This is a genomic window from Nonomuraea sp. NPDC054003, from assembly GCF_055585125.1.
This window is the reverse complement of sequence record NZ_JBVJKR010000020.1, coordinates 45905-71327: the sequence shown is the minus strand read 5'-3', so window position 1 is coordinate 71327 and position 25423 is coordinate 45905. Positions and strand designations below refer to the sequence as shown.

The window sequence follows — 25423 nt, the reverse complement described above, 5'->3', positions numbered from 1 at the left end:
GTCAAAGGTAGGAGGGGCCGGTGACGCGGTGCCGGAACGTCCACCACACCCAGGCCTGGGCCGCCACCATCAGCGGCATCATGGCCAGGACGACCGGCCCCAGCACCGCCCCCGACGTGCCGGGCTCCAGCGGCAGCCGGAGCCCGGCCAGCACGCCCACCACCATCAGGGCCACCGCCGTCAGCGCGTAGGTGCGGCCCTCGCCGGCGCCGCCCGACAGCACCGCCGCGCGCCGCCGCAGCTCGCCCCGGAGCCGGAGCGCGGCGAACGCCAGCCCGTGCGTGCCGAACAGCGCGGCCAGCGCCGCCACGGGCAGCAGCGCGAGCGGCCCGGTCATGCCGAGCAGCACGTGGCCGAGCAGCCCGCCCAGGCTCAGCGCCAGCCCCCAGCTGCCGGCCACGATCGCGCCGTCCCACCAGCCCTGCCAGAGCCGGCCGTCGAGCCGCCCGCGCAGCCACAGCCCGGTGTCCCTGACCACCCAGGACAGCAGCAGCGCCACCACCAGCGGATAGTTGCCGCTCAGCAGCTCGCCCTCCAGCTCGGGGAAGAGCCCGGCCAGCACGCCGGCGGTGACCACCAGCCACACCTCGTTGCCGAGGAAGAACGGGGCGATCGCGGCGATCGCCTCGCGCCGCTCGGCGGGCGTGCGCCCCAGGTACGGCAGCGCCATGCCGACGCCGATGTCAGCCCCGGCCAGCACCAGATAGCCGAGCGCGAAGAACGCCAGAATGAAGATCTCCATAATCGCTCCTCAGAACGCCGGGACGGGTTCGGGCTTCTCGGCGGGCCGCGCGCCGAGGCCGACGGCGGCGGGCCCGCGCCGCGCGGTCCTGGCCAGCAGCCAGGAGTTGATCACGGTCAGTGCGGCGAACACCGCCGTGAACGCGATCAGGGAGAAGCGCATCACCCCGTCGCCCACCGGCGACATCGCGTCCTCCGTGGTCAGCAGCCCGTAGACCGCCCACGGCTGCCGCCCGACCTCCCGGAAGACCCATCCGCCGATCATGGCCCCGAACGGCAGCGGGATCGCCGCGATCAGCACCACGTGCCAGACGCGGAAGCCGTGCACTACCGGCCGGATGAGCATGAGCACGAAGTTCAGCCCCGAAAGGAAGAACATGATCCCGAACAGGATCAGCATGGTCAGCGCCCCGGCCTGCACCCACTCCATGGGCGGCAGGTAGTCGCCGGGCCCGTGCAGCGCCGTCATCTCCGCCTGGACCGCGGCGGCGCGGTCGGCGTCGCCCGTCCAGGCGGCGATCTTGCCCGGCTGCAGCGTGGCGAACCCGACCCCGCCGAACGCGGCCGTGACCATCGTGGCGGGCAGCGCCACGCCCGCTCCGATCCGCAGCGACTTGCGGAAGAAATCCTGCTCAGGGGTACGCCTGAGCAGGTGGTAGGCGCTCACCCCGGCCATGAAGAAGCCGCCGACCATCATCGCCCCGCCCAGGACGTGCCCGAGCGCCACCATCGCCGCCGGGTTGGCCACCATCGCGCCGAAGTCGGTGATGTGCAGCGTGTGGCCGTCTGACCGGTAGCCGACCGGGTTCTGCAGGAAGCCGTTGGCCACCAGGATCCAGAACGCGGACGCGTACGCGGTGAGCGCGACGATCCAGATCAGCGCCAGGTGCGCCCACCGGTTCAGCTTGTCCCAGCCGAAGATCCACAGGCCCAGGAACGTCGACTCGATGAAGAAGGCGACCATCGTCTCCAGCGCCAGGGCGGAGCCGAACACGTTCCCCGCGAACTCCGCCAGCCCGCTCCACGCCATGCCGAGCTGGAACTCCATGACGAGCCCGGTGACGATGCCCATCGCGTAGTTGATGATGTAGAGCTGGCCCCAGAACCTGGTCATGCCCAGGTGGACCGGGCTGCGGCTGATCGTGGCCCGGGTCTGGATGACGGCCACCAGCGTGACCAGGCCGAGCGTCAGCGCGACGAAGAGGAAGTGCGCGCCCGCGGTCAGGGCGAACTGCAGGCGCGCGAGGTCGACGGTGTCCATGCGAGCCACGATCCCGTCATGGTCTCGCCCGCGGCGTCCGCCCCCGGCGGGCATTCACCGTACGTCCGGGGTCACAGACGTGCCCCGGGATGTACTCCTCAGGAGGTAAGCCAGCCCGGGGTGATGACACCGGCCTCGTAGGCGAGCACCACGAGCTGGGCGCGGTCGCGCACCCTGAGCTTGGTCATGATGCGGCTGACGTGGGTCTTCGCGGTGGCCGGGCTGAGCACCAGCTTGGCCGCGATCTCGTCGTTGGACAGCCCGCCCGCGACCAGCGCCAGCACCTCGCGCTCCCGCTCGGTGAGGGCGTTGAGCTCAGGGCCGGGCTCGGGCCGCTTGACCCGGCCGGCGAACTCGGAGATCAGCCGCCGGGTGACGGACGGCGCGATGAGCGCGTCGCCCCTGGCCACCACGCGGACGGCGTGGATCAGCTCGGCCGGCTCGGTGTCCTTGACCAGGAACCCGCCGGCGCCCGCGCGCAGCGCGCCGTAGACGTAGTCGTCGAGGTCGAACGTGGTCAGGATGATCACCTTGACCGTGTCGAGCCGCGGGTCGCCGGCGATCCGGCGGGTGGCCTCCAGGCCGTCGAGCTCGGGCATCCGGATGTCCATCAGCACCACGTCCGGCCGCAGCTCGCGGGCCAGGGTCACGGCCTCGGCGCCGTTGCCCGCCTCCGCCACCACCTCCAGGTCGTCCTCGTCGCTGAGGATGGACCGGAACCCGGCTCGTACCAGGTTCTGGTCGTCGGCCAGCAGCACGCGGATCATGGGGCTCCGTCCAGCGGTAGTGAGGCGAGGACGCGGAAACCGCCCTCCGGTCGTGGCCCGGCCTCCAGGCTGCCGCCGAGCGCGGCGGCGCGCTCGCGCATGCCCCGCAGACCGAAGCCGCTGCCCTCGGTGAACGTGACTCCCGGGCCGTCATCGTCCACGCGGATCAGGATATGCCGGTCATCTGAGGAGACGCTGAGCGTGGCCTCGCCGGCGCCGGAATGGCGGGCGACATTGGTCAGCGCCTCGCGGATGATCCGTACGGCGGCCAGGTCGACCTCGACCGGCACCCGGTCGAGCGGCCCGGACAGCTCGGTGTGGACCTTCAGCCCGGACGCCCCGACCAGCTCGTCCAGCCGGGACAGGCTCTCGGCGGGCGCGGTCGGCGCGTCCTCGTCGACCTGGCGCAGCACGCCCAGCGTGGTGCGCAGCTCGCGCAGCGTCTCCTTGCTCGTCTCCTTGATCGTGCGCAGCGCCAGCTCGGCGTCTTCAGGCCGCTTCCTCATGCCGTGGAGCGCCGCCGACGCCTGCACGTTGATCAGGGAGATGTTGTGACCGAGCACGTCGTGCAGCTCCCTGGCGATGCGCAGGCGCTCCTCGCCGGCCCGCCGCCTGGCCTCCTCCTCCTTGCCGCGCTCGGCCTCGTGCGCCCGCTGCTCGGCCTCCCGCAGGTAGGCGCGGCGGTTGCGGGCCACGCTGCCGCCCGCGATGGCCGCCACCACCCAACCGGCGATCATGACGAACGTGCTGTCGTCCACGTGGCGGACCTCGCCGCTCTCGCCCAGCCCCATGGCCAGCAGCGCGACCGAGCCGGTGGCGATGGCGGCGATGAGATGGCCGCGATCGGCCGCGGTGTAGAGCACCAGGAACGGCAGGAAGATGATCGGCGCGTCCAGCGAGGTGAAGGGATAGTAGGCCACGGTCGCCCCCATCACGGCGACCAGGGCCCCCACCGGGCAGCGCTCGCGGAACAGCACCCCGGCCATGGCGACGACGGGCAGCACCACGTCGAGCACGCCGGGATGCCGGTCGGCGCGGACCACCCAGGTGACGGCGAGCGCCACCACGGCCACCGCCACGACGGCGAGTGACATGACCGTGCTTCCCGGCAGCCTGCGCATGCCCCCCATTCTCCCGGTCCGCGCAGCGTACGGGCCATACACCTGAAGTCGTAAGCGGGCCGCTCGCGGGTACAGCCCCGGGATGAGCAACGAAGAGGAACTGCGCCGGCTCGACGAGGACATTGCGCGGCTGAAGCAGGAGAACCGCGAGCAGCGCGAGCAGATCAGGGACATGGGGGCGACCGACCAGACGGAGATCGCCTCCCTGATCACCCAGGCCGACGAGCAGGCGGGACTCATCTCCGAGTTGGAGGAACGCCGAGAGAGCCTGCGTCGCCGGCAGGGCTGAGGACAAGGCGGACGGGACGGGTCAGCGCAGCGCGGCCCCCACGTCGTGCAGGTGCCGCAGGGCCTGACCGTACGAGCGGAACAACCCGGTCTCCAGGTAGCTGACGCCGATCTCCTCGCAGTAGCGCCGCACGATCGGCTGGGCCTTGCGGAGGTTGGGCGCCGGCATGTTCGGGAACAGGTGGTGCTCGATCTGGTAGTTGAGCTGGCCGAGGGCGATGTCGGTGACGACGCCGCCCCTGACGTTGCGCGAGGTGAGCACCTGCTTGCGCAGGAAGTCCAGCTTGTCTTCTGCGGTGAGCACCGGCATGCCCTTGTGGTTGGGCGCGAACGAGCAGCCCAGGTACACGCCGAACACCCCTTGGTGCACGATCAGGAACAGCAGCGCCTTCCCGAACGGCAGCACGGCGAAGACCGCGCCGAAGTACAGCACGAAGTGCGCCAGCAGCAGCACGCCCTCGGTGCGGCGGCGCCTGGCCCCGGGCTGGAACAACGCTTTCACGCTGGCCACGTGCAGGTGCCAGGCCTCCAGCGTGAGCAGCGGGAAGAACCAGAGCGCCTGCCGCTTGGCGATGAACCGGGGCAGGCCGCGGCTCCTGGACACCTGGTCCTCCGACCAGACGATCACCGCGGGGGAGACGTCCGGGTCGTGGTCCTCGTGGTTGGGGTTGGCGTGGTGCTTGTTGTGCTTGGTGTTCCACCAGCCCCAGCCGAGGCCGATGCCGAGGTTGCCGACCAGCATGCCGACGAGGTCGCTGGTGCGGCGGGTCCTGAAGACCTGACGGTGTCCGAGGTCGTGGGCGATGAAGCCGACCTGGGTGAAGACCACGGCGAGCACGACGGCCACGAGCAGCTGCAGCCACGAGTCGCCCACCCAGACGAACAGCGCCCAGCCGCCCACGAAGGAGGCCGCGACGATGGCGCCTCGGACGGCGTAATAAACGGGACGCCGGTCGAGCAGACCGGCCTCATTGATCTTGGTGGCGAGTCTGGCGAAGTCACTGCCTCTGGTCGCCAGGCTGGCGGGTTCGGCCACAGGTCTCCCTCGGTGTCGCGATGGACGGATGCCCCCAGACTGACGCATCCGCTGCCCTCGTGAAAGATCCGGAAGCGCGGGTCGGCCCGCGAACCCCTTGCCTGCCGGTCAAACTTGCTCAAAATTGGGCAAGCTTCCCCTGCAGTGCCTCGAACGGGAGCTGCGGCACAGTCGCCTCGCTGAACTTCGGCAGCCCCACCACCAACTCCTCGCCCACCACCCGCAACCCCCGCGCCGCCGCGCGGGCGTCCATGCCGCGCCGCTCCATGGCGTAGAAGGAGCCGCGGCCGTAGTCGATGCGGATGCTCTCCAGCCCCGGCCGCTCCCGCGCCAGGCAGGCGCCCATGGGCTTGCCCAGCGCGTCCGTCGTGACGCCGGTGTGGGCGCTGCCCGCGACCACCAGCGTGGGGGCGGCCACCGTGTCCAGCACCCGCCGGGCCATGGCGGAGTCCCTGTCCGGCCGGTCGGCGCCGTCGAACAGCGTGAGCGTGATCGGGGACAGCCGCCGCAGCACCGCGAGATGCCCCGCGGTCACCCGGCCGTCGCCCACCCACCAGTGCGCGCTCTCCAGCGGCGTGCCGTGTCTCAGGTACGTGTAGAGCTCCATGGTCAGGCCGCCGTGCCAGTCGAGCGCCAGGCTGCCGAGCCCGAGCGCGTCCATCAGCCGCAGGATGACCAGCGGGTTCTCCCGTACTCCTGGCATCTCGCCGAGCAGCAGCAGGCCGGTCTCCATGAGCGACCGGCGCGCTCTCGCCAGGGCGGCCTCCTCCATCGGCAGCTCGAACCCGCTCGTGTCGAAGTCGGCCACGGCCCGCGTCAGGCCGTCGATGGTGTCAACGCCCGGCATGCCCTCAGGGTGATCGGGAACGTGGAGCGGTGCAACGGCCGTGTCGCCCAACGGTCGTGCGCGTTCGCCCAGCGGTCAGGTCACCGCGCGGACAGCCGGTCGAACAGGGCCAGCGCCGCCTCCCGCACCTCCTCGGGCGAAAGCCCGTCCAGCGTCCGCCTGGCCTGCGCGATGTCGCGGGTCGTCGCCAGCGTGATGGCCACGGACGACGCCGCGGCCCGGTCGACGGATCCGGCGGGCGCGGCGTCGGCCAGCTCCTGGGCGTTGGCGGCGAGGTCGAGGTTGTCGTTCAACGGGGCTCCTCAGTTGGTTGATCGGGCCATTGCATCATTCTGCGGCGTATTGTTTCCATCACTCGTTGAATGACGACTTGAGCGGGTCGTGGGCCGTCACGCGCCCGGGACGGCCAGCCCCGACTCGTAGGCGGCGATCACGGCCTGGACCCTGTCGCGCAGGCCCAGCTTGGCCAGCAGGTTGCTGACGTGCGTCTTCACCGTGTGCTCGCTGACCACCATGGCCTCGGCGATCTCCGCGTTGGACAGCCCGCGGGCGATCAGCTGCAGCGTCTCCCGCTCCCTGGCCGTCAGCACGTCCAGCGCCCCGGGCCTCGGCCTGGCCGGCCGGGACGTGAACTCGCGGATCAGCCGCGTCGTCACCGACGGGGCCAGCAGCGACTCGCCGGCCGCCACCACCCGCACCGCGTTCACCAGGTCGTCGCGGCGCACGTCCTTCAGCAGGAACCCGCTGGCGCCGGCCCGCAGCGCGTCGTACACATAGTCGTCCAGGTCGAACGTGGTCAGCATGAGCACCCTGCACCCCGTCTCCGCGCACACGATCCCGGCGGCCTCGATGCCGTCCATCCGGGGCATGCGGATGTCGAGCAGCAACACGTCCGGCCGGTGCTCCCGCGCCGCGGCCACCGCCGCCAGCCCGTCCCCCGCCTCGGCCACCACCCGGATGTCCGGCTGCGCGTCCAGGATCATCGCGAACCCGCTCCGCACCAACTCCTGATCATCCGCCACCACCACCCGAATCCCCCCATCCGTTCCCCCCTGACGTGCGGTGTCGGCACGAAGCGGCGGCTCTTCAGGCGGCCCCCCTCCGGGGTGACCCATTCGTGGGGGGTTTGCGCGGAAGGGCGGGCCGTAAGGGGGTGGGTCTTCGGGCGGCTCCCCTCCGGGGTGTCCCGTTAGCTGGGGTTTTGTGCGGAAGGACCCGTTGTGATGGGGAGGTTCTTCAGACGGCCCTCCGCGGGGGTGTCCGGTTGGTGGGGGGTTTGCGTGGAGGGGAGGGCCGTGACGGCGTGGGTTTTGAGAGGTCTGCCCGCTGAGGCTTCCGGTTCGTGGGGGGCCTGCGTGGAGGGGTGTTCCAGGAGGCTCCTTGGTGACGGGAGGCCGGCTTTCTCCGGGGAGGGGTGAGGGGGTCATGAGAGGGGGAGGCGGGCGGAGACGTGGAAGCCGGGGGCATCGGTGCGGGGGCCGGCGGTGGCGGTGCCGCCGCAGGCGATGGCGCGTTCGCGGATGCCGATGAGCCCGTGGCCGCCGGAGGGCAGGGCGCGGCCGGCGCCGCGGCCGTCGTCGGTGACGTCGATCATGAGGGTGTCGTCCTCCCAGGTGAGCCGGATGCCGGCACGGGTGGCGCCGGCGTGCTTGACGATGTTGGTGAGCGCCTCCTGGACGATCCGGTACGCGGCCACGGCGCTCGCGGCCGTCACCGGCCTGGGCTCGCCCGCGACCTCGAACGTCACCTCCAGCCCCGCGCCGGAGACCTGCGCGGCCAGCTCAGGCAGGTCGTCGACGGTGGGCTGGGGCGCGCGCGGCGCGCCGCCGTCCTCCTTCAGCACCCCCAGCATGCGCCGGATCTGCTCCATCGCGTCACGCCCGGCCCCCGCGATGGCGTCGAACGCCGCCTCCGCCCGCGCCGGATCCTTCCTGACCGCGACCGGACCGGCCTCGGCCTGCACCACCATGAGGCTGACCGCGTGGGCGAGTATGTCGTGCATCTCCCGGGCGATCCTGGCACGCTCACGCTCCGCGGCGCGCTGGGCCTCCAGCTGGCGTTCCCTCTCCAGCCTGGCGGCCCGTTCCTCCAGCGCCGCCGCCTGGGCCCGGGAGCCCGCCGCCGCCCTGCCCATCGCGTACGCCGCCACCAGCAGGATGCCGCTGCGCAGCGCCGTGTCCGGCGAGCCGGGCAGGAAGAACGACCCCACCACGGTGCAGGCGAGCAGCAGCATCCGGATCGGCCGGGACGACAGCGCGGCCACCGTGTAGTAGGCGACCAGCTGGCCGTACCAGACGGGCTGCTCGGCGACGGGGGCGGCCAGGTCGTACAGCAGGCTCGTGGTCAGCGACACGATCAGCACGGCCAGCGGGGCCCGGCGGCGCCAGACCAGGGGCAGCGAGGAGGCGACCGCGACCACGTACCCCCACCAGTGCCACGGCAGGCCCTCGTACTGCCGGGTGGTCAGCAGCGGCCAGAGCTGCGCGCCGGTGACCAGGAGAGCGAGCGCGCCGTCCACCAGCAGGGGCGGCAGCGCTCGCGCGCGCCGCCGCAGGACGGTGACAAGCGGGGGCTCCTGCACGGCTCCCCATCCTCCCGCACCGTACGGCGAATCCCGAAATATCGCCCCCGTACGAGGGACAGCCCGATCAGACATGAGCCGGGACGGACCGGCTCCTGGCCCGCAGCGCCAGCGGAAGGAACGCGACCACGGCCAGCACGGAACCCACCGGGATGAGGTCGAGCGAGATCACCGGAAGCACGGTCTGGGCCAGGACGAGCAGCGGCATCCACGGCCGCACGTGACGCCCGGCGGCGAGCTGCGCCGAGAGGGCCACCAGAGCGGCGTAGAACAGGACAGGCCCGGCCTGGTAGACCAGCAGCGACACCCCCGGCACCGCCTGGACCTGGTCGAACAGCGGCCCCATGGCCTCGTGGTCCGCGGCCATGAACCCGACCACCACGTCCACGGCGAACTGGACGAACGCGAACCCGATCCCCGCGAGACCGGCGGCGAACGTGACGGTGGCCACCCGGGTGCGCCCGAGCAGCGCCCGCATGTCGTGGAGCATCACCGCGAACAGCACCAGCGCCGCCATGAACGCCAGGTGGCCGAGTGTCCAGGCCGCCCCGGGTCCTCTGCTCCCGTCGAACCCGTCGACGATCCTGAGCACCCCGTAGACCAGGGCGAGCAGCGGCGCGGCCAGGTACGAGCAGGCCGCGAGGGTGGTGGGCGGTGGCGCGGGGGGAACGTGCCGGACGGACATGGTGGCTCCTTCGAAAGCGGTCGAGGTTGCCCACCCATCCTGAGATTTCCGGCGCCTCGGCGGATCGCCGTCAGGGGCGATCCTCGGGCTCACTCTCACGAGGGATGTCAGGCCTCGCCCCCGGCGAGCCTGGTGACCGCGTCCGCCACCCGCCGCTGCCTGGTCTCGGCCTTCTTGGCGCCCTCGACCTGCAGCACGACGCGCCGCTGCCGGGAGTACGACAGGCCGTCGAAGAACGCCTTGGCCGCAGGCGCCCGGTCGAGCGCCTCGGCCAGGTCGGGCGGCACGGTGACCGTGCGGGGCTCGGTGTCGAGCTCCAGGCCGACCTCGATCTCGTCGCCGGCGGCCACGCCCGCGCCCTCGCGGTTCTCGGCGGCGAGCGGCAGCATCGAGCGGCCGCCCATCGGCGCCACCGTGCTGCGGTAGACATATCCGTTGATCGTGACGCGGACGGGCGGGCGTCTGCCCGCTCCCAGCTCGGCCACCACCTCGGGCGGCACCTCGATCCCTGTCGCGGTCCTGCCGCTCAGCTCGACAGTGGTACGGAAGATCATCGGAAGAACCCCTTGAGTACGGGCGCGAGAGCGGCGGGCTTGACGATGTGGGTCTGGCCGTCGAGCGTGCGGTGCTCGGCGTCGGGGAGCACCCGGGCCAGGTCGCGGGTGCCGTTGCGGATCCAGGCCGGGCTCTTGCTCCCGTCGACGACCAGGGCCGGCATCTTGACGCCGTCCCACCGGCCTTCGGGCAGCGGCCTGCCGTGCTCGAACTCGGTCACGAACGCGGCGTCGTACGGCAGCGTGCGGGCGACCTTCTTCATCGTCGACCAGCCGGGCATGAGGGTCATCATGGCCACCACGGGGGCGGGCAGGTTGACGCCCCGGCGCATGAAGTAGCGGATCGCCGCGCCCGGCTTGCCCTGGGCCAGCATGGTCTCGATGCTCGCCGTGTAGTCGGCGGGGATGGGCGGGCGGGTGCCGTCGACGATGAAGGGCGGCTCGTACACAGCGATCTTGCTGACGGGCAGCCCGCTCGCGGCGGCGGCCAGGGCCAGCGCGGCGCCGGAGGAGATGCCGTACAGGAAGACCGGCTCGCCGATCATCTCGATGAGGGCGGCGATGTCCTCGATCTCCCGCTCGGGGGTGAACGGCGTGGTGTCGCCGCTCTCGCCGCGTCCGCGCCGGTCGTAGGTGTAGACCGTGTGGGTGTCGGCCATCTCCTGGGCGAGCGGGGTGTTGGGGCCCGAGGCGCGGTAGCACATCGCGCCGTCGACGAGCAGCAGCGCGGGGCCCTGGCCGGTGCGCGTGTAGGCGATGGTGGTGCCGTCGCGGGAAATCACGGTGTTCATGTCCTGCCTCTTCCGTTCGGGGTACCTTGAGGGTTCCACCGACAAATATATTTGTCAAGGGCGCCATCGTGGAGGATCGGTCAGGGCGGGAACGGGTCCGGCATCGGAGGGTTGCGCATGGCTGACGAGAAGATGGCTCGCAAGGCGTACGAGAAGGAGTTGTACCGGCTGCAGGGCGAGCTGGTGAAGATGCAGGAGTGGGTGCGGGTCGCGGGCGAGCGGGTGGTGGTGGTCTTCGAGGGGCGTGACGCGGCCGGGAAGGGCGGCGCGATCAAGCGGGTGGCGGAGTATCTCAACCCGCGCGTCACCCAGATCGTCGCCCTGCCGGCCCCCACCGAGCGCGAGCGCACGCAGTGGTACTTCCAGCGCTACGTCGAGCACCTGCCCGCGGCCGGCACCATCGTGCTGTTCGACCGGAGCTGGTACAACCGGGCGGGTGTGGAGCGGGTGATGGGTTTCTGCACCGAGGAGGAGCACTCCCGGTTCCTCCACCAGTGCCCGATCTTCGAGCGGCTGCTGGTCGAAGACGGGATCCTGCTGCGCAAGTACTGGTTCTCGGTGAGCGACGCCGAGCAGGAGCGGCGCTTCCGCAAGCGGCTGGAGGACCCGATGCGCCGCTGGAAGCTGTCGGCCGTCGACCTCGAGTCCATCACCCGCTGGGAGGACTACTCGCGGGCCAAGGACGAGATGCTGGTCCACACCCACATCCCCGAGGCGCCCTGGCACGAGGTGGAGAGCGAGGACAAGCGGCGGGCCAGGATCAACATGATCAGCCACCTGCTGTCGACGATCCCGTACGAGGACGTGCCCCGCCCGGAGATCCAGATCCCGGAACGCCCGCCGGGCACCGGTTACCGCCGTCCGCCGCGGCTGGAGAACCATGTGCCGGACGTTACCCGCCCTTGACTTCTTATTTAGAGGATGCGCATCCTCTAAATATGACTTATGTGATCGCTGAGCCCTGCGTGGACGTGATCGACCGGGCCTGCGTGGAGGAGTGCCCGGTCGACTGCATCTACGAGGGCGCGCGGGCGCTCTACATCCAGCCGCTCGAATGCGTCGACTGCGGGGCGTGCGAGCCGGTCTGCCCGGTGGAGGCCATCTACTACGAGGACGACCTGCCCGAGCGGTGGCAGGTGTTCGCGGGCGACAACGCCGCGTTCTTCGCCGAGACGCTGCCCGGCAGGGACGCGCCCCTGGACTCGCCCGGGGGAGCGTCGAAGCTGGGCAGGCTCGGCGTCGACACCCCGCTGGTGGCCGGCCATCCGGTGACGTCATGACCGGGCTGGACCGAGCGCGGGCCCACGAGGTGCTGTCCGTGCCCAGCCGGGTCACCATCCTGGACCTGCTGCGCGAACGCGCCGAACCGCTCGACGCCCGCGAGCTCGCCGCCGGGACCGGCCTGCACGTCACCACTGTCAGGTTCCACCTGTCGGCGCTGCTCGAAGCCGGGCTGGTCGTCGAACGGGCCGAGCGGAGCGGCGGCCGGGGCCGGCCGCGCGCGGTGTACTCGGCGTCCTGGGCGGCGGAGCCGGAGCACGGGCCCTACCAGGAGCTGGCCGAGCTGCTGGCCCGCCACTTCGCCGACACCCCCGCCCAGCGGGCCCGCCGGGCGGAGCGCGCCGGCGAGGAGTGGGCGCTGCGGCGGCTGAGCCCCGCCGCGACCCCGGCGGTGAAGAGGGACAGCCGGTCGGCGGAGGACGCCCGGTCGGCGGTGAAGGGGGATGCCCGGTCGGCGGAGGCCGCCCGGTCCGAGGTCAAGGGGGACGCCCGGTCGGCGGTGACGGCGATGTTCGCCGAGATGGGGTTCGACCCGGAGCCGACCGGCGACGGGCGCATCCTGCTGCACGGCTGCCCGTTCCGCGCCACCGCCCGGTCGCATCCCGAGGTGGTCTGCGCCGCGCATCGCGGGCTGCTGCGCTCGGCTGTCGAACTCCTCGACCCGGGCTCGCCCGGCCTCGAACTGCACGCGTTCGTCCGTCCAGAGCTCTGCGTGATCACGGCCGGCGGCGACGCCCCCGAGCCGTCCGGGACGTCACGATGAGCCGCGCCCGCTTCCGGAGCCCGTCGTGGTGCTGACTCCCGCGCCGGCCCGCGACCGGGTCGAACGGCCCGCGCGGCGCCACCTGACGTCCTGGTTGTCGTCCACGGACCACAAGGTCATCGGCTACCTCTACCTGATCACGTCGTTCGGGTTCTTCCTGGTCGCCGGAGTCATGGCCCTGGTCGTCCGGGCCGAGCTGGCCCAGCCGGGCATGCAGCTGGTCAGCAACGAGCAGTACAACCAGCTGTTCACCATGCACGGCGCGATCATGCTGCTGCTGTTCGCCACGCCCCTGTTCGCCGGGTTCGCCAACGTCATCATGCCGTTGCAGATCGGGTCGCCGGACGTGGCCTTCCCCCGGCTCAACATGGTCAGCTACTGGCTGTTCCTGTTCGGCGGGCTGATCGCCGTCAGCGGCTTCTTCACCCCGGGCGGCGCCGCCGCGTTCGGCTGGTTCGCCTACACGCCGCTGTCCAGCGTGATCAGCTCACCGGGCGTCGGCGGCGATCTGTGGATCATGGGCTTCGCGCTGAGCGGGCTCGGGACGATCCTCGGCGCCGTCAACTTCGTCACCACGGTCATCGGCATGCGGGCGCCCGGCATGACCATGTTCCGGATGCCGATCTTCACCTGGAACGTGCTGCTGACCAGCATGCTCGTGCTCATGGCGTTCCCCGTGCTGGCCGCCGCGCTGCTGGCGCTGGAGTCGGACCGCACGTTCGGCACCCAGATCTTCGCGCCGGAGAACGGCGGGGCGATGCTGTGGCAGCACCTGTTCTGGTTCTTCGGGCACCCCGAGGTCTACATCATCGCGCTGCCGTTCTTCGGGATCATCACCGAGGTCATCCCGGTCTTCTCCCGCAAGCCGATCTTCGGTTACCTCGGGCTGGTCGGCGCGACCATCGCCATCGCCGGGCTGTCGATGACCGTGTGGGCCCACCACATGTTCGGTACGGGCCAGGTGTTGCTGCCGTTCTTCTCGTTCATGAGTTTTCTCATCGCGGTGCCGACCGGGGTGAAGTTCTTCAACTGGATCGGCACGATGTGGCGCGGGCACCTGTCCTTCGAGACCCCGATGCTGTTCTCGATCGGCTTTCTGGTCACCTTTCTCTTCGGCGGGCTCACCGGCGTCATCCTGGCCTCGCCGCCGCTCGACTTCCACGTCACCGACACCTATTTCGTGGTGGCCCACTTCCATTACGTGGTGTTCGGCACGGTGGTGTTCGCCATGTTCGCCGGGTTCTTTTTCTGGTGGCCGAAGATGACCGGGCGGATGCTCGACGAGAGGCTCGGGAAGATCCAGTTCTGGCTGTTGTTCGTCGGCTTCCATACCACGTTCCTGGTGCAGCACTGGCTGGGCATGCTCGGGTTCCCGCGCCGCTACGCCGACTACTCGCCCGGCGACGGGTTCACCCTGCTCAACCAGATCTCGTCCGTGGGCGCGCTGATCCTCGGGCTGTCCACGGTGCCGTTCCTCTACAACGTGTGGAAGACCTCGCGCGGACCGCGCCGGGTGACGCTGGACGACCCGTGGGGGTTCGGCGGCTCGCTGGAATGGGCCACGAGTTGCCCGCCGCCGCGGCACAACTTCTCCTTCATGCCGCCGATCCGCTCAGAACGGCCCGCGTTCGACCTCCACCATCCCCGGGAGTGAGCTTCACTCCCCGCCGACGACGTCGTACACCAGCAGCCCGTCCTCGCGCAGCCGGGCGCCCGCGCTCGGCGGGTGCTCGGCCGTCGCGCCCGAATGGCTCAGGTGCAGCACGGGCACGCCCCTGGCCAGCACGGCGAAGTCGGCGATGAGCCGCCGGTGGCAGCGCCACCACAGGGCCTCGGCGCACATCACGGCCGTGCGGCCGGCCGCGGCCTGTGCCAGCAGCTCGTCCATGGCGGCCAGGAAGCCGGGGTCGCGGGTGTGGCCGGCGTAGCCGCGGAAGGACTCGTTCTCCCAGAAGGTGTCGGGGGAGTCGGGCGCGGGCCTGCGGAAGCCGCCCAGCCGCCGGTCCCAGCGGTAGCCGATGCCGGCCTCCGGGAGCCAGACGGCCAGCTCCTCGCGGCGCGCGTCGGGGTTGCGCCTGCTGCCCGGCGCCGTCCGTACGTCCACCACCGCCTCGACGCCGGCGCCGCGCAGCAGGCCCGACAGCTCCGCGCGGCCGGCCGTGCCGTGACCGAAGGTCAGCAGCGGTTCGGTCACCGTGTCTTGGCGACGGTGAGCAGGCAGGCGGCGTCTTCCAGGGCGTCCAGGCTGTGCCGCGCCGGGGGGATGATCAGGAGGTCGCCCGCCATGCCGTCCCAGGAGTCCCCGCCGCTGTGCAGCCGCACCCGGCCGCGCAGCACCTGCAGGGTGGCCTCGCCGGGGTTCTCGTGCTCGGCGAGCGACTGGCCGGCCTTGAGCGCGATGAGCGTCTGCCGGAGCACGTGCTCGTGGCCGCCGTACAGGGTCTCGGCGCTGCGGCCTGTCGAGGCGTCGCCGGCGCGCTTGAGGTGCTCGCGTACGAGGGCTTCCAGAGATGTCTTCTGCATGCCTTCGAGTCTGGCATCAGGGGTGACCGGGAATCACGGCAAGGGTCAGGGATAACGGCACGGCCACAAGGGGCGATATATAACCATAAAGACGTCATAATCCTGTCCAGCTTCCGGCAGTGCCGGAACAGGAAGGCGGAGACAGGATGGTCGGGTTCGCGGTGTTCGCGGGGAAGACCGGGAAGGCCACGTTAACAGGCCCACGGATTCTGGCCGTCGCCATCGCGGTGGTCGCGCCGCTTCTGGAGATCGCCGCTCTCGTGCAGTGGGCCGGGCTGCCCGAGGCGTGGACGCCCCAGCTCACCGTCACCCCGCAGTCCGCCGTGGTGCTCACCTTCCCCGCGGTCGGCGCCTACCTCATCGCGCACCGGCCCCGGCTGAACATGGCCTGGATGATGTGCGCCGGCGGACTCGCCGCCGGGCTCAGCGACTTCTTCCAGTCGCTCATGCTCCGGGTCGCCGCCGACGGTCACCTGATGCTCGCGGGCTACCTGCGTCACACGTACATCGTCTTCTGGGCGGTGTGCGGGCTCACGCTGACCGCGCTGCTGCCGCTGTACTCGCCCGACGGGCGGCTGCCCTCGCCGCGCTGGCGCTGGGCGCTCGCGCTGAGCGCGGTCTCGCTCGGCACCGAGATGCTGCGCAACATCACCCGCCCGGACCCGTCGCCGATCGGCTACCGGTTCCCCGAGGTCGTCCCGAACCCGCTGCAGATCCGCGCGCTCGCCCCGTACCAGGAGATCATCTCGGAGACCGCCTGGGCCGGCATCTACCTCTCGCTGGCGCTGGCCGCGCTGTCGATGGCGCTGCGGCTGCGCCGGGCCGACCCGGTGGGCCGGCGGCAGATCGGGTGGCCGCTCTTCGCGTTCACCGGATACATCGTCTTCCTGGTCGTCGGGACGGCCGTGCCCGGCCTGGTGTGGGTGGCGGTGCTGTGGTCCGCGCTCATCCCGGTCGCGGTCGCGTTCTCGGTCATGCGCTACCGGCTGTACGGGATCGACACCGTCATCAGCCGCACCTTCGTGGCCGCCGGGCTGCTCGTCGTCATCAGCGCGGTCTACTTCGGCGCCGGCGCCGTGGCCAGCCTGGGAGTCTCCGGGTACGACAGGGTCGCCGGGCTGGCGTCCGCCCTGTTCGCCGGGGCGTTCTTCCAGCCGCTGCGGCGCGTGCTGCAGCGGGCCGTCGACCAGATGCTCTACGGCAAGGTCGGCGACCCCCGGCTGCTGGCCGCCCGGCTCACCCAGGCGATCCGGCGCGGCGACCCGGCCGAGGCGCTGACCGCGGTCGTCGGCGTGCTGCGCGACGGGCTCGCGGTCGAGGGGGTGGCCGTGGAGGTGGCCGACGGCGAGCCCCGGTACGTGGAGAACGGCCGGGTCGGCGACCGGCCGCGCGAGGTGCCGCTGGTCTGGCACGGCGAGCGGGTCGGCCGCCTGCTGGTGGGCGCGCCCGGCCCGCGCCGCTTCCCGGCCGCGCACAACGAGCGGGTGCTCGCCACCCTCACCCCGTACGCGGCCGACGTCGCGCACGCCGTGCGCATGGCGGCGGACTTGCAACGTTCCAGGGAACGCATCCTGACCACGCGCGAGGAGGAGCGGCGCCGGCTCCGCCGCGACCTGCACGACGGGCTGGGGCAGAGCCTGGCGGGCATGGCCATGCTCATCAACATCGCCCGCGGCCGGCTGAAGGAGGCGCCGGACTCGGCCGACGCACTGCTGCGCGAGCTGCGTACCGGGATGGACGCCGTCGCCGGCGACATCCGCGAACTGGTGTACGGGCTGCGCCCGCCGGCCCTGGACGACCTGGGGCTGGCGCGGGCGGTGCGCGAGCTGGCCGAGCAGGCCTCGCCGGAGATCGAGATCGAGGTGTCGGCCGAGGGCGACCTGTCGGAGCTCCCGGCGGCGGTGGAGGTGGCCGTCTACCGCATCGTCCAGGAGGCCCTGACCAACGTCCGGCGGCACGCGCGCGCCGAGCGGGCGCGCATCCACCTCCAGCGGGAACGGGAGGTGCTGCGGGTGACCGTCGCCGACGACGGCCGCGGCCTGCCGGAGAGCCGCCGGGCGGGGGTCGGCCTCAGCTCGATGCGCGAGCGCGCGGCCGAGCTGGGCGGGATCTGCGTGATCAGCGGCGGGCCCGGCGAGGGCACCCGGGTGGAGGTCATGCTCCCTCTCCTGCCCCAGCCGGCCCCGTCACCGAACAGCGTCTCCTGACGCGGGCGCCTGACGACTCCGGGCCGCGAGGCCGCCGTGGCAACGGCGCTCAGCGCCTCCGGCCCCGCGCCGCCCGCCTCCGGCCGAGCGGACTCCGCCTCCGCTCCTGCTCTTCCTGCTTGCGTCTGCGTTGCCGTCCGAGGAACCAGCCGGCGCCCAGGATGGCCAGTCCGATGGGGGTACGCGCGAGCCACCGCGCCAGCGCGACTTTGAAAAGACCCTTCATGACGGGACCCCCTGCCCCACAGGGGCCGTGCCACACGACGGGCTTTCAGCGAGCTGAAACCGGAGTGTCAGCGGGGCTGCCTAAGATCCGCATCATGACATCCAGCGAGGGGACTCCCGGCAACGGCCGGCAGGGCACCGCGCACTTCGTCCATGTCGATCTCCACGTCCACTATCGCCAGGCCTACCTCGTCGACGACGAGGCGACGGGGCCCCACGGCCTGCCGGCGGACGACCCGGCCCATCCGGTCGGCATCATCAGGGTCGAGGAGGGAGCCGCGTTCCTGATCACCGGGGTCGACACCGGGACGGTCGGGTTCACGGTGGCGGTGGCCGACCGCGATCCCGGGCCCGAGCTGGAGGAGTTCGAAGACATCGTGGAGGTGGGGTTCAGGTCCGCGGTGGGGCGGGTGGCGCTGCACGAATGGGGCGGCCCTGCTTATGAGCTGCCGCCGCTGCCCGCCGGGCCCGGGTGGTACCGGTTGCGTTACCACGCCCGGGGGATGGACGGCCCGGTCGACGACGACTACCTGTTGCAGATCTGGCCCCAGGAGTCGGCCGAGCCCCGCGTCGTCAAGAGCAGCAGCGCCACGCTGCAGTACTGGCTGCACCCCGGCTGACACGCCCGCAGCGGGCCGAACGCAGCCGGACTCGCGCCGGGCGGGACCGGACGGTCGACGCGAACATGCGCGGCCTGCCGCACGGCATCCCCGCCGCGCTGCCGCATTCCCGGCAACGCGGCGGCGGGCTCACACCATGGCTCATGACGCGCGACCCACCGCGTCCGCTCCACCCCGTCCGCCGCCGTCGCGTACACGATCGGCCGGCCCCCGGACGCCGACGTCCTCCCGTCCACCCGGCCCTACGGAACCGACCCTCCCGATCAGAACGGCCGGCCCGCCCTGGCGGGGGCTGAGCTGGGAGCCAGCCCGCCCTCCCCGGGCGGGCGGCTCCGTCCTGGTGGGGCTGAGCTGGAAGCCGGCCCGCTCTCCCTGGATGGCCGGGTCGGTTGTCAGAGCCAGCTGGCGCGGACGCTGGGGCCGGCTTCGGCGGGGGCGGTGCCGAGGTCGCCCGCGCGTACGGCGGCGAGGGTGCGTTCGACGCAGGCGATGATCTCGGGGGCGCGCTCGCGGAGGGCGAGGGCGTCCTGGGGGTACGACTCCTCCACGTTCCCCTGCTTGAGCACCACGTCCAGGTCGCCCAGCCGGTCGGCCAGCCAGCCGAGCGGGTCGGCCGACAGTTCCCTGGCGAAGACCCGGGGGCCCGGGTCCCAGCCGGTGAAGACCGGGTGGTGGTGGGTCCGGTCGAAGCTGCCCGGCCGCCCGTCGACGGACTCCAGCAGGTCCACTCGCCAGATCGGCCGGCCGAGGCTGATCGGGCGGGCCGAGTAGACCGTGCCCCGCAGCTCGCCCTCGTCGAGCATCCGCACTTCGAGCCGGACGCCGTGCTCGGCGCCCTCCTGGCCCTTGTTGGGTTGCGGGTCGACGAAGTAGATGTCGCTGACGGCCACGCCGATCCGCTCGAAGCCGAAGACGTACAGCACGAGGTACCCCTCTCCGTTCGGTTCCTCCTCCTCGGAGTATGAGCAGTGCTCGCCCAGGAGAAAAGCGTTGGGAAACTGTCGGTGGCGGCTGGTAGAAAACAGGGTCGAAACGTCAACGGGGTCAGGGGGCCGTTCCCGTGAGCAGCAGTTCGGAGTTCTCTGTTTCCGGGCCGGTCTACGACCGGCGCGGCCCGCTGCGCTGGCTCTGGTCCCATGTGCGCCGCCATCCGCTCCACCTGACCGGGTTCCTCGGCGGGTCGCTGGTCATGGTGGTGCTCAACGCCATGGTCCCGCAGCTCACCGGCTCCGCCTTCGACGCGGTGCTGGGCGACGGCTCCGCGCTCGGCGCGATCGTGCTGGTCATGCTGGCGGTCGTGGTGGCCCGCGGCATCATCGACCTGGTGGCGCGGCTGTCGTCCGAGGTGCTGGCCAAGCGGCTGGAGCGCGACGCCCGCGACGAGCTCTACGTGAGCCTGCTCGGCAAGAGCCAGACCTTCCACAACCGCCAGCGGGTCGGCGATCTGATGGCCAGGGCCGCCAACGACATCCGGCAGCTCTCCATCATGATCTCCCCGGGCTTCGACCTGATCGTCGACTCCGGGCTGTCCGGCCTGGTGCCGCTGTTCTTCATCGCCACCATCGACCCGCGGCTGCTGCTCGTGCCCGGCGTGTTCGCGGTCGTCTTCGTGATCGCGCTCTGGCACTACATGCGCCAGCTCAACCCGGTCGCGACCCGGATGCGCGAGCAGTTCGGCGATCTCAACGCCGGGCTCAACGAGGCCGTGCGCGGCATCGAGGTCATCAAGGTGACCGCCCAGGAGGCGCAGGAGCGCCGCCGGTTCCGCGCCCGCGCCCGGCTCTACCGCGACTCCTTCGTGCGCAACGGCCTGGTGCAGGCCCGCTACCTGCCCACGCTGCTCTTCGCGGCCGCGATGGCGGGCGCGCTCTGGCACGCGCTCGCGCTGCAGGCGGCGGGCCAGATCACGATCGGCGACGTGGTGGCCTTCATGGGGCTCATGGGCATGCTCGGCTTCCCCACCCAGATGTCGATCTTCACGTTCTCGCTGGTCCAGCTCGGCGTCGTGGCCTCCCGCCGGATCCTCGCCATCGTCAACGCCGAGACCGAGCTCGACCAGCCGGCCGACGGCCATGCCGCCGCCGTCACCGGCGAGATCGTCTTCGACGACGTGACGTTCGGCTACGAGGGCGGCGACCCGGTGCTGCGCGGCGTGTCGTTCACCGTGCGGCCGGGCGAGACGGTCGCCGTCGTCGGCGAGACCGGCTCGGGCAAGAGCACGCTGACCAAGCTCGTGCCGCGCATCTACGACGTCACCTCCGGCCGCGTCCTTGTCGACGGCGTCGACGTGCGCGCCTGGGACCTCGACTCGCTGCGCTCCCAGATCTCCACCATCGAGCAGGACATCGTGCTGTTCTCCCGCTCCGTCGCGGAGAACATCGCCTTCGGCCTGGGCCAGAAGGCCGGCCGCGACGACGTGGTGCGGGCGGCCGAGGACGCGCAGGCGGCCGAGTTCATCGGCGAGCTCGACGACGGCTACGACACGGTCATCGGCGAGCGCGGCATCACCCTCTCCGGCGGCCAGCGGCAGCGGCTGGCCATCGCGCGGGCCCTGCTGACCGACCCGGCGATCCTCGTGCTCGACGACTCCACCAGCGCCGTCGACTCGGCCACCGAAGACCTGATCCAGCAGGCGATCGGCCGCGTGCTCGAAGGCCGCACCACGCTGCTGATCACCCACCGGCTGTCCCAGATCCGGTGGGCCGACAAGGTGCTGCTGCTCAAACGGGGCGAGCTGGTCGACTTCGGCACCCACGACGAGCTGCTCGGGCGCAGCCGTCTCTACCGCCGCATCTTCGCCCACTACGACGAGGTCCTGCCGGCCGGGGGCGACGCGCCCGTGCTGGCCGGCGAGCAGGGAAGGGCCGGCTGATGGGCTTCCTGATGGACGGCCTGGAGGCCGAAGACTACGACCGCACCTACAGCGACCGCGAGCTGCTGCGCCGGATCCTGTCCTACTTCCGGCCCAAGCTCGGGGCGATGGTGCTGGTCGCCGCCATGATCGTGCTCGTGTCGCTGGGGCAGGCGGCGGTGCCGCTGCTGGTCAGCTGGGGCGTCGACGCGGTGCAGGCGGGCACGATCGGCGACGTCGCCTGGCCGCTGACCGGCGCGCTGCTGCTCACCGGCGTCCTCGGCTGGGTGTTCAACTTCTTCCGGCAGTGGTACAGCGCGCGGGTGACCGGCGACGTCGTGCTCCACCTGCGCGAAGACGCCTTCGACGCGGTGCTCCAGCGCGACCTGTCCTTCTACGACGAGACGCCGTCCGGCCGCATCGTCAGCCGGGTGACGTCCGACACCGACGACTTCGCCACCGTGTCCACGCTCACCATGGACCTGATCAGCCAGGTGCTGATGGTCGGGTTCGTCACCGTGCTGCTGTTCCTGCGCAGCGTCGAGCTGGCCCTGCTGACGCTTCTGGTGGTGCCCGTCGTCGTGGGCCTGGCCCTGCTGTTCCGGCGGCTCGCCCGCGCCACCACCCGCAAGGCCCAGCGCTCGCTCAGCCGGGTCAACGCCAACCTGCAGGAGACCATGGGCGGCATCGCGGTGGCCAAGAGCTTCCGCCAGGAGCGGCAGGTCTACGACGAGTTCCTGCCGATCAACCGGCAGAGCTACCAGGTGACGCTGCGGCAGGGGTTCGTCTTCTCGGCGATCTTCCCGGTGCTGTTCCTGGTGGCCGGGCTCGCCACGGTCGCCCTGGTGCAGTTCGGCGGCACGGCCGTGCTCGGCGGGCGGCTGACGGCCGGTGACTGGTACCTGTTCCTCCAGGGTGTGGCGCTGTTCTGGTTCCCGCTGACGTCGATCGCCGCGTTCTGGTCGCAGTTCCAGCAGGGCCTGTCGGCGTCGGAGCGGGTCTTCGCGCTGATCGACGCGCCGCCGCGGGTGGTGCAGACCGGCGCGCAGCCGGTCGGCAGGCTGGCCGGGCGCATCGAGTTCCAGGGCGTCACCTTCGGCTACGACCCCGCGAGCCCGGTGCTGCGCGACTTCGACCTGCGCATCGAGGCCGGCGAGACGGTCGCGCTGGTCGGCCACACCGGTGCGGGCAAGTCCACGCTGAGCAAGCTGATCACCCGGTTCTACGAGTTCCAGGAAGGCCGGCTGCTCATCGACGGCCGCGACATCCGCGAGCTCGACCTGGGCGAGTACCGCCGCCAGATCGGCGCGGTGCCGCAGGCGCCGTTCCTGTTCAGCGGCACCGTCGCCGACAACATCCGCTACCCCAGGCCGGATGCGACCGACGACGAGGTGCGGGCCGCGGCCGAGGCGGTCGGCGGCGGCGACTGGATCGACGCCCTGCCCCACGGCCTCGACACCGACGTGGGCGAGCACGGCCGGGCCCTGTCGATGGGGCAGCGCCAGCTCGTCGCGCTGGCCCGCCTGCTCGTCCAGGACCCGGCGATCGTGGTGCTCGACGAGGCCACGGCCAGCGTCGATCCGCTCACCGAGGCGCAGATCCAGGAGGGTCTCGACGTGGTGCTGGCCGAGCGCACCTCGATCGTCATCGCCCACCGGCTGTCCACCATCGAGCACGTCGACCGCATCATCGTGCTCGACCACGGCCGCATCGTGGAGGAGGGCGACCATCCGACGCTGCTGGCGCGAGGCGGCCGCTACTGCCAGGTCTACAACACCTACTTCCGTCACCAGTCGCCCAACTACCGGGCGGGCAGCGGGTTTGTGCCCATCGGCTCGTCCTGACCGCAACACCCGAGCCGGGGTCACAGCGTGGTGAGCACCTCCTGCATCCTGGTCTTGCCCGTGCCGAACCGGCCGGCCTCCCGGCGGGGCTCGCCCTCGGCCGGACGGCCTCTGAGCGCGTCCAGCTCGCGCTGCCGGGCGTCCCGGAACGCCGCGCCCAGCTCGGCCAGCTCTTCGCCGCTCATGCTGCGGGCCAGCATCGGGAGGATCGTCGTCTCCTCGTCGCAGAAGTGCGCCATCACCGACACGACGAGCTGATGCAGCGCCTCGGTGAGCTCGGGCGTCCCGGCGTCGGCCCGCCGCAGCGTGTCCAGGTGGACCTCGGCCTCCTTGTGCTGGGCGAAGCCGTGGTGGGCGTCCAGGAGCGGGTAGACCACGTCCTCCTCGGCGCGGGTGTGCGCGGTCAGCAGGGCGTGCAGCGCGCTGACGGCGGGCCCGGGGTCCTTCTGGTTCAGCAGCAGACGCTTGAACAGGACTTCGATCCGGCGATGGTCGGCCTGGACGAGGGCGATGACGTCGTTCCGCACGGTCATGGGATCGTGGCTACCCGGGCGGCGGGCCCCCAACCGTGCCGCCCGGTGCGGGACCCTTCCCATGCCCGGTGCGCCGGAGTATGAACGAATCACCCGCACCCCCCGATCAGCCTGCCCGGAGGTGACGGCTGATGCGCCGTCCGAGCCTGGTTCTCTGCGCCCTCGCCCTGGCCGCCGCGTTACTCGTGCCCGGCACGGGCGCCGCGGCGGACGCGCGCACCGTCGTGCCCGGCGACCAGCCGCTGCCCGGCTACACCGTCGACAACCCGCCGCTCCCGCCCGCGCTCGTGGACGGCAGGCCGGCCAGGGTGCTGCAGGGCGTGCACGAGCACGCGGCGTACGTGATCGAGGTGCCGCCGCGCTGGAACGGCGGCCTGGCGATGTGGGCCCACGGCTTCCGCGGCGCCACGCGGGTGCTCTCCGTGGACCCGCCAGGCTACGGGCTCCGGCAGCGGTTCCTGGACCAGGGGTACGCGTGGGCGGCGTCCTCGTACTACGCCAACGACTACGACGTGCGGGCCGGCGTGGTCAGCACCCGCGCGCTGGCCGGTCACTTCGCGCGGGTGGTCGGCAAGCCGAAGCGTACGTTCATCGCCGGGGTGTCGATGGGCGGGCACATCACGGCCCGCTCCATCGAGCAGTACCCGGGCTTCTACGACGCCGCGATGCCGATGTGCGGGGTGCTCGGCGACCACGAGCTGTTCGACTTCTTCCTCGACTTCCACCTCGTCGCCCAGGACCTGGCGGACGTGCCCGCGTACCCGTTCCCGGCCGACTACGCCACCTCGGCCGTACCGAAGATGCGGGAGCGGCTGGACCCGGGCAGCGCGGTCGGCGCGCAGTTCCGCGACATCGTGATCAACCAGGGCGGCGGCGAGCGGCCGGGCGCGGACGCTGCGTTCGCGTACTGGAAGGACTTCCTGTTCGGGCTGGCCGGGCCGGACGAAGGCGGCTCGCTGGCGCAGCAGCCCGGCCGGGTGGGCACGAACGTCGGCACCCGCTACGCGCCCTCCTCGCCGGTGAACGTCAACGCGACCGTCCGGCGGGTGGCCCCCGAGGACCCGGTGGCCCGGTTCACCCGCGGGCTGACGGCCGTGGCGAGCGTGTCGGGCCGGATCGACGTGCCCGTGCTGTCGCTGCACGACCTGGGCGACAACTTCGTGCCGTTCTCGATGGAGCAGCACTACTTCAAGGACGTGGCCCGGCACGGCCGGACGAAGCACCTGGTGCAGCGGGCGATCAGGGCCGTGGGCCACTGCGAGTTCAGCGACGCCGAGGCCGGGGCCGCCTGGGACGACCTCGTCCGGTGGCAGCGCGGCGGCCCCCGGCCCGCGGGCGACGACGTGGTCACCCGCTCGGTGGTGGCCGACCCGCGCTACGGGTGCCGGTTCACCGACCCGTCGGTCTACTCGACCGGCACCCGTCCGCTGTTCCCCGCCTGCCCCTGACGGGTCAGTCGGCGACCAGGCGGGCCCGCGGGCCTTCCTGCTCGCGCTGCCGGCGGATCACGTACGTGCCCGGAGCGCAGCCCGTCGCCCCGTGCTCCGGGTGCAGCAGGTAGGCCGGGGCGGTGGTCTCGAACACGCCGATGGCCAGCCGTTCGGAGTCGTGGAGCCGCCGCGTCCACCGGCAGGTGTACGGTTCGGCGACGAGGGTGTGCGTGTTGCCGCCGGCCTCGCCGCGCAGCAGGTCGACGCCTTCCACGGGCACGTCGATCCACTCCCACGCCACGGCGGCCGGCGGGATCCGGACGGACGCGGCGATCATGGCCAGCGGGATGACGATCAGGTCGCCCTGGGCCTGGGGCCCGTCGACGACGGGGATGCGCACCGACCGCTCCAGGTGGTCGAGCGCGGTCAGTCCGGTCTGCTCTTCGAGGGTGGCGAGAGTCACTTTCATGGCAT

The 25423-nt window shown here is 71.7% G+C and carries 28 protein-coding genes; 10 read left to right on the top strand and 18 right to left on the bottom strand.

From position 1 onward, the window contains the following. Position 1: 1 nt before the first annotated feature. The 4 genes from ACZ6YG_RS38855 to ACZ6YG_RS38840 form a co-directional block, all read right to left on the bottom strand. A complete protein-coding gene (locus ACZ6YG_RS38855; protein WP_148035075.1) occupies positions 2-742 on the bottom strand; it encodes a cytochrome d ubiquinol oxidase subunit II in 741 nt (246 codons plus the stop codon). 9 nt (positions 743-751) lie between these two features. After that, positions 752-2002 carry a cytochrome ubiquinol oxidase subunit I gene (locus ACZ6YG_RS38850; RefSeq protein WP_466020732.1) on the bottom strand — a complete coding sequence of 417 codons (1251 nt, stop codon included), beginning with the start codon at positions 2000-2002 and terminating at the stop codon, positions 752-754. A gap of 98 nt (positions 2003-2100) precedes the next feature. Beyond that, positions 2101-2769 carry a response regulator gene (locus ACZ6YG_RS38845; protein ID WP_148035073.1) on the bottom strand — a complete coding sequence of 223 codons (669 nt, stop codon included), beginning with the start codon at positions 2767-2769 and terminating at the stop codon, positions 2101-2103. Then, entirely contained in the window at positions 2766-3890 is a 1125-nt protein-coding gene (locus tag ACZ6YG_RS38840; RefSeq protein WP_466020731.1) for a sensor histidine kinase, read from the bottom strand. The genes ACZ6YG_RS38845 and ACZ6YG_RS38840 overlap by 4 nt, the downstream gene beginning before the upstream one ends. Before the next feature lie 82 nt (positions 3891-3972). Here ACZ6YG_RS38840 and ACZ6YG_RS38835 point away from each other — a divergent pair, with 82 nt between their 5' ends. Continuing rightward, complete coding sequence (locus ACZ6YG_RS38835) at positions 3973-4179, top strand: hypothetical protein (RefSeq protein WP_148035071.1); 207 nt, start codon at positions 3973-3975, stop codon at positions 4177-4179. Positions 4180-4200: 21 nt separating this feature from the next. Here ACZ6YG_RS38835 and ACZ6YG_RS38830 read toward each other — a convergent pair whose 3' ends face one another. The 8 genes from ACZ6YG_RS38830 to ACZ6YG_RS38795 form a co-directional block, all read right to left on the bottom strand. After that, on the bottom strand, positions 4201-5214 hold the full coding sequence (locus ACZ6YG_RS38830; protein WP_261808910.1) for a fatty acid desaturase family protein: 1014 nt from the start codon (positions 5212-5214) through the stop codon (positions 4201-4203). A 118-nt stretch (positions 5215-5332) separates the two neighbouring features. Next, positions 5333-6061: a hypothetical protein gene (locus ACZ6YG_RS38825; RefSeq protein WP_466020730.1), complete on the bottom strand. Its 729-nt coding sequence runs from the start codon at positions 6059-6061 to the stop codon at positions 5333-5335. 80 nt (positions 6062-6141) lie between these two features. Beyond that, complete coding sequence (locus tag ACZ6YG_RS38820) at positions 6142-6354, bottom strand: hypothetical protein (RefSeq protein WP_148035068.1); 213 nt, start codon at positions 6352-6354, stop codon at positions 6142-6144. Positions 6355-6450: 96 nt separating this feature from the next. Further along, the gene (locus ACZ6YG_RS38815) at positions 6451-7086 is read right to left on the bottom strand and encodes a response regulator (protein WP_372452518.1); all 636 of its coding nucleotides are present in this window, start codon (positions 7084-7086) and stop codon (positions 6451-6453) included. A gap of 398 nt (positions 7087-7484) precedes the next feature. Beyond that, a complete protein-coding gene (locus tag ACZ6YG_RS38810; protein WP_466020729.1) occupies positions 7485-8642 on the bottom strand; it encodes a sensor histidine kinase in 1158 nt (385 codons plus the stop codon). 67 nt (positions 8643-8709) lie between these two features. Continuing rightward, a complete protein-coding gene (locus tag ACZ6YG_RS38805; RefSeq protein ID WP_466020728.1) occupies positions 8710-9327 on the bottom strand; it encodes a hypothetical protein in 618 nt (205 codons plus the stop codon). Between the two features lie 107 nt (positions 9328-9434). Next, on the bottom strand, positions 9435-9881 hold the full coding sequence (locus tag ACZ6YG_RS38800) for a YdeI/OmpD-associated family protein (RefSeq protein WP_466020727.1): 447 nt from the start codon (positions 9879-9881) through the stop codon (positions 9435-9437). Then, positions 9878-10672 carry an alpha/beta fold hydrolase gene (locus tag ACZ6YG_RS38795; protein ID WP_466020726.1) on the bottom strand — a complete coding sequence of 265 codons (795 nt, stop codon included), beginning with the start codon at positions 10670-10672 and terminating at the stop codon, positions 9878-9880. Before ACZ6YG_RS38795 ends, ACZ6YG_RS38800 begins: the two co-directional genes overlap by 4 nt. A gap of 117 nt (positions 10673-10789) precedes the next feature. Between ACZ6YG_RS38795 and ppk2 the strand changes: the two genes are divergently transcribed. From ppk2 to ctaD, 4 genes are read left to right on the top strand one after another with little or no spacing between them, the layout of a single operon-like run. Beyond that, complete coding sequence (gene ppk2, locus ACZ6YG_RS38790; RefSeq protein WP_219546039.1) at positions 10790-11578, top strand: polyphosphate kinase 2; 789 nt, start codon at positions 10790-10792, stop codon at positions 11576-11578. 32 nt (positions 11579-11610) lie between these two features. Then, positions 11611-11952, top strand: coding sequence for a ferredoxin (fdxA, locus tag ACZ6YG_RS38785; RefSeq protein WP_148035061.1), 342 nt, complete (start codon positions 11611-11613; stop codon positions 11950-11952). Further along, positions 11949-12716 carry a helix-turn-helix transcriptional regulator gene (locus tag ACZ6YG_RS38780; protein ID WP_466020725.1) on the top strand — a complete coding sequence of 256 codons (768 nt, stop codon included), beginning with the start codon at positions 11949-11951 and terminating at the stop codon, positions 12714-12716. Before fdxA ends, ACZ6YG_RS38780 begins: the two co-directional genes overlap by 4 nt. Before the next feature lie 25 nt (positions 12717-12741). Continuing rightward, positions 12742-14370, top strand: coding sequence for an aa3-type cytochrome oxidase subunit I (gene ctaD, locus ACZ6YG_RS38775; RefSeq protein WP_466020724.1), 1629 nt, complete (start codon positions 12742-12744; stop codon positions 14368-14370). A 3-nt stretch (positions 14371-14373) separates the two neighbouring features. Here the strand turns inward: ctaD and ACZ6YG_RS38770 are convergent, their stop codons facing one another. Together ACZ6YG_RS38770 and ACZ6YG_RS38765 are read right to left on the bottom strand one after the other, a co-directional pair. Then, positions 14374-14910: a DUF488 domain-containing protein gene (locus ACZ6YG_RS38770; protein ID WP_466020723.1), complete on the bottom strand. Its 537-nt coding sequence runs from the start codon at positions 14908-14910 to the stop codon at positions 14374-14376. After that, positions 14907-15239, bottom strand: coding sequence for a cupin domain-containing protein (locus ACZ6YG_RS38765; protein ID WP_148035058.1), 333 nt, complete (start codon positions 15237-15239; stop codon positions 14907-14909). The genes ACZ6YG_RS38770 and ACZ6YG_RS38765 overlap by 4 nt, the downstream gene beginning before the upstream one ends. A gap of 146 nt (positions 15240-15385) precedes the next feature. On the opposite strand from ACZ6YG_RS38765, the gene ACZ6YG_RS38760 reads away from it, so the two are divergent. Continuing rightward, the gene (locus ACZ6YG_RS38760; RefSeq protein WP_148035057.1) at positions 15386-17446 is read left to right on the top strand and encodes a sensor histidine kinase; all 2061 of its coding nucleotides are present in this window, start codon (positions 15386-15388) and stop codon (positions 17444-17446) included. Between the two features lie 49 nt (positions 17447-17495). Here the strand turns inward: ACZ6YG_RS38760 and ACZ6YG_RS38755 are convergent, their stop codons facing one another. After that, a complete protein-coding gene (locus ACZ6YG_RS38755) occupies positions 17496-17672 on the bottom strand; it encodes a DUF6203 family protein (protein ID WP_219546034.1) in 177 nt (58 codons plus the stop codon). Positions 17673-17766: 94 nt separating this feature from the next. Between ACZ6YG_RS38755 and ACZ6YG_RS38750 the strand changes: the two genes are divergently transcribed. Further along, positions 17767-18291: a hypothetical protein gene (locus tag ACZ6YG_RS38750; RefSeq protein WP_148035056.1), complete on the top strand. Its 525-nt coding sequence runs from the start codon at positions 17767-17769 to the stop codon at positions 18289-18291. A gap of 392 nt (positions 18292-18683) precedes the next feature. On the opposite strand, the gene ACZ6YG_RS38745 is transcribed toward ACZ6YG_RS38750, so the two are convergent. Continuing rightward, positions 18684-19214 (bottom strand): hypothetical protein, encoded by a 531-nt coding sequence (locus tag ACZ6YG_RS38745; protein WP_271276175.1) that lies wholly within the window; start codon positions 19212-19214, stop codon positions 18684-18686. A gap of 137 nt (positions 19215-19351) precedes the next feature. Here ACZ6YG_RS38745 and ACZ6YG_RS38740 point away from each other — a divergent pair, with 137 nt between their 5' ends. Continuing rightward, entirely contained in the window at positions 19352-21163 is a 1812-nt protein-coding gene (locus ACZ6YG_RS38740) for an ABC transporter ATP-binding protein (RefSeq protein WP_261808908.1), read from the top strand. After that, positions 21163-22986: an ABC transporter ATP-binding protein gene (locus tag ACZ6YG_RS38735; RefSeq protein WP_219546030.1), complete on the top strand. Its 1824-nt coding sequence runs from the start codon at positions 21163-21165 to the stop codon at positions 22984-22986. The genes ACZ6YG_RS38740 and ACZ6YG_RS38735 overlap by 1 nt, the downstream gene beginning before the upstream one ends. A 20-nt stretch (positions 22987-23006) precedes the next feature. On the opposite strand, the gene ACZ6YG_RS38730 is transcribed toward ACZ6YG_RS38735, so the two are convergent. Next, positions 23007-23519, bottom strand: a complete 513-nt coding sequence (locus tag ACZ6YG_RS38730; RefSeq protein WP_187281469.1) for a hemerythrin domain-containing protein — start codon at positions 23517-23519, stop codon at positions 23007-23009. A 131-nt stretch (positions 23520-23650) separates the two neighbouring features. Here ACZ6YG_RS38730 and ACZ6YG_RS38725 point away from each other — a divergent pair, with 131 nt between their 5' ends. After that, a complete protein-coding gene (locus ACZ6YG_RS38725) occupies positions 23651-24967 on the top strand; it encodes an alpha/beta hydrolase family protein (RefSeq protein WP_466020722.1) in 1317 nt (438 codons plus the stop codon). Between the two features lie 4 nt (positions 24968-24971). On the opposite strand, the gene ACZ6YG_RS38720 is transcribed toward ACZ6YG_RS38725, so the two are convergent. Next, entirely contained in the window at positions 24972-25418 is a 447-nt protein-coding gene (locus ACZ6YG_RS38720; protein WP_271276171.1) for a hypothetical protein, read from the bottom strand. Positions 25419-25423: the final 5 nt, after the last annotated feature.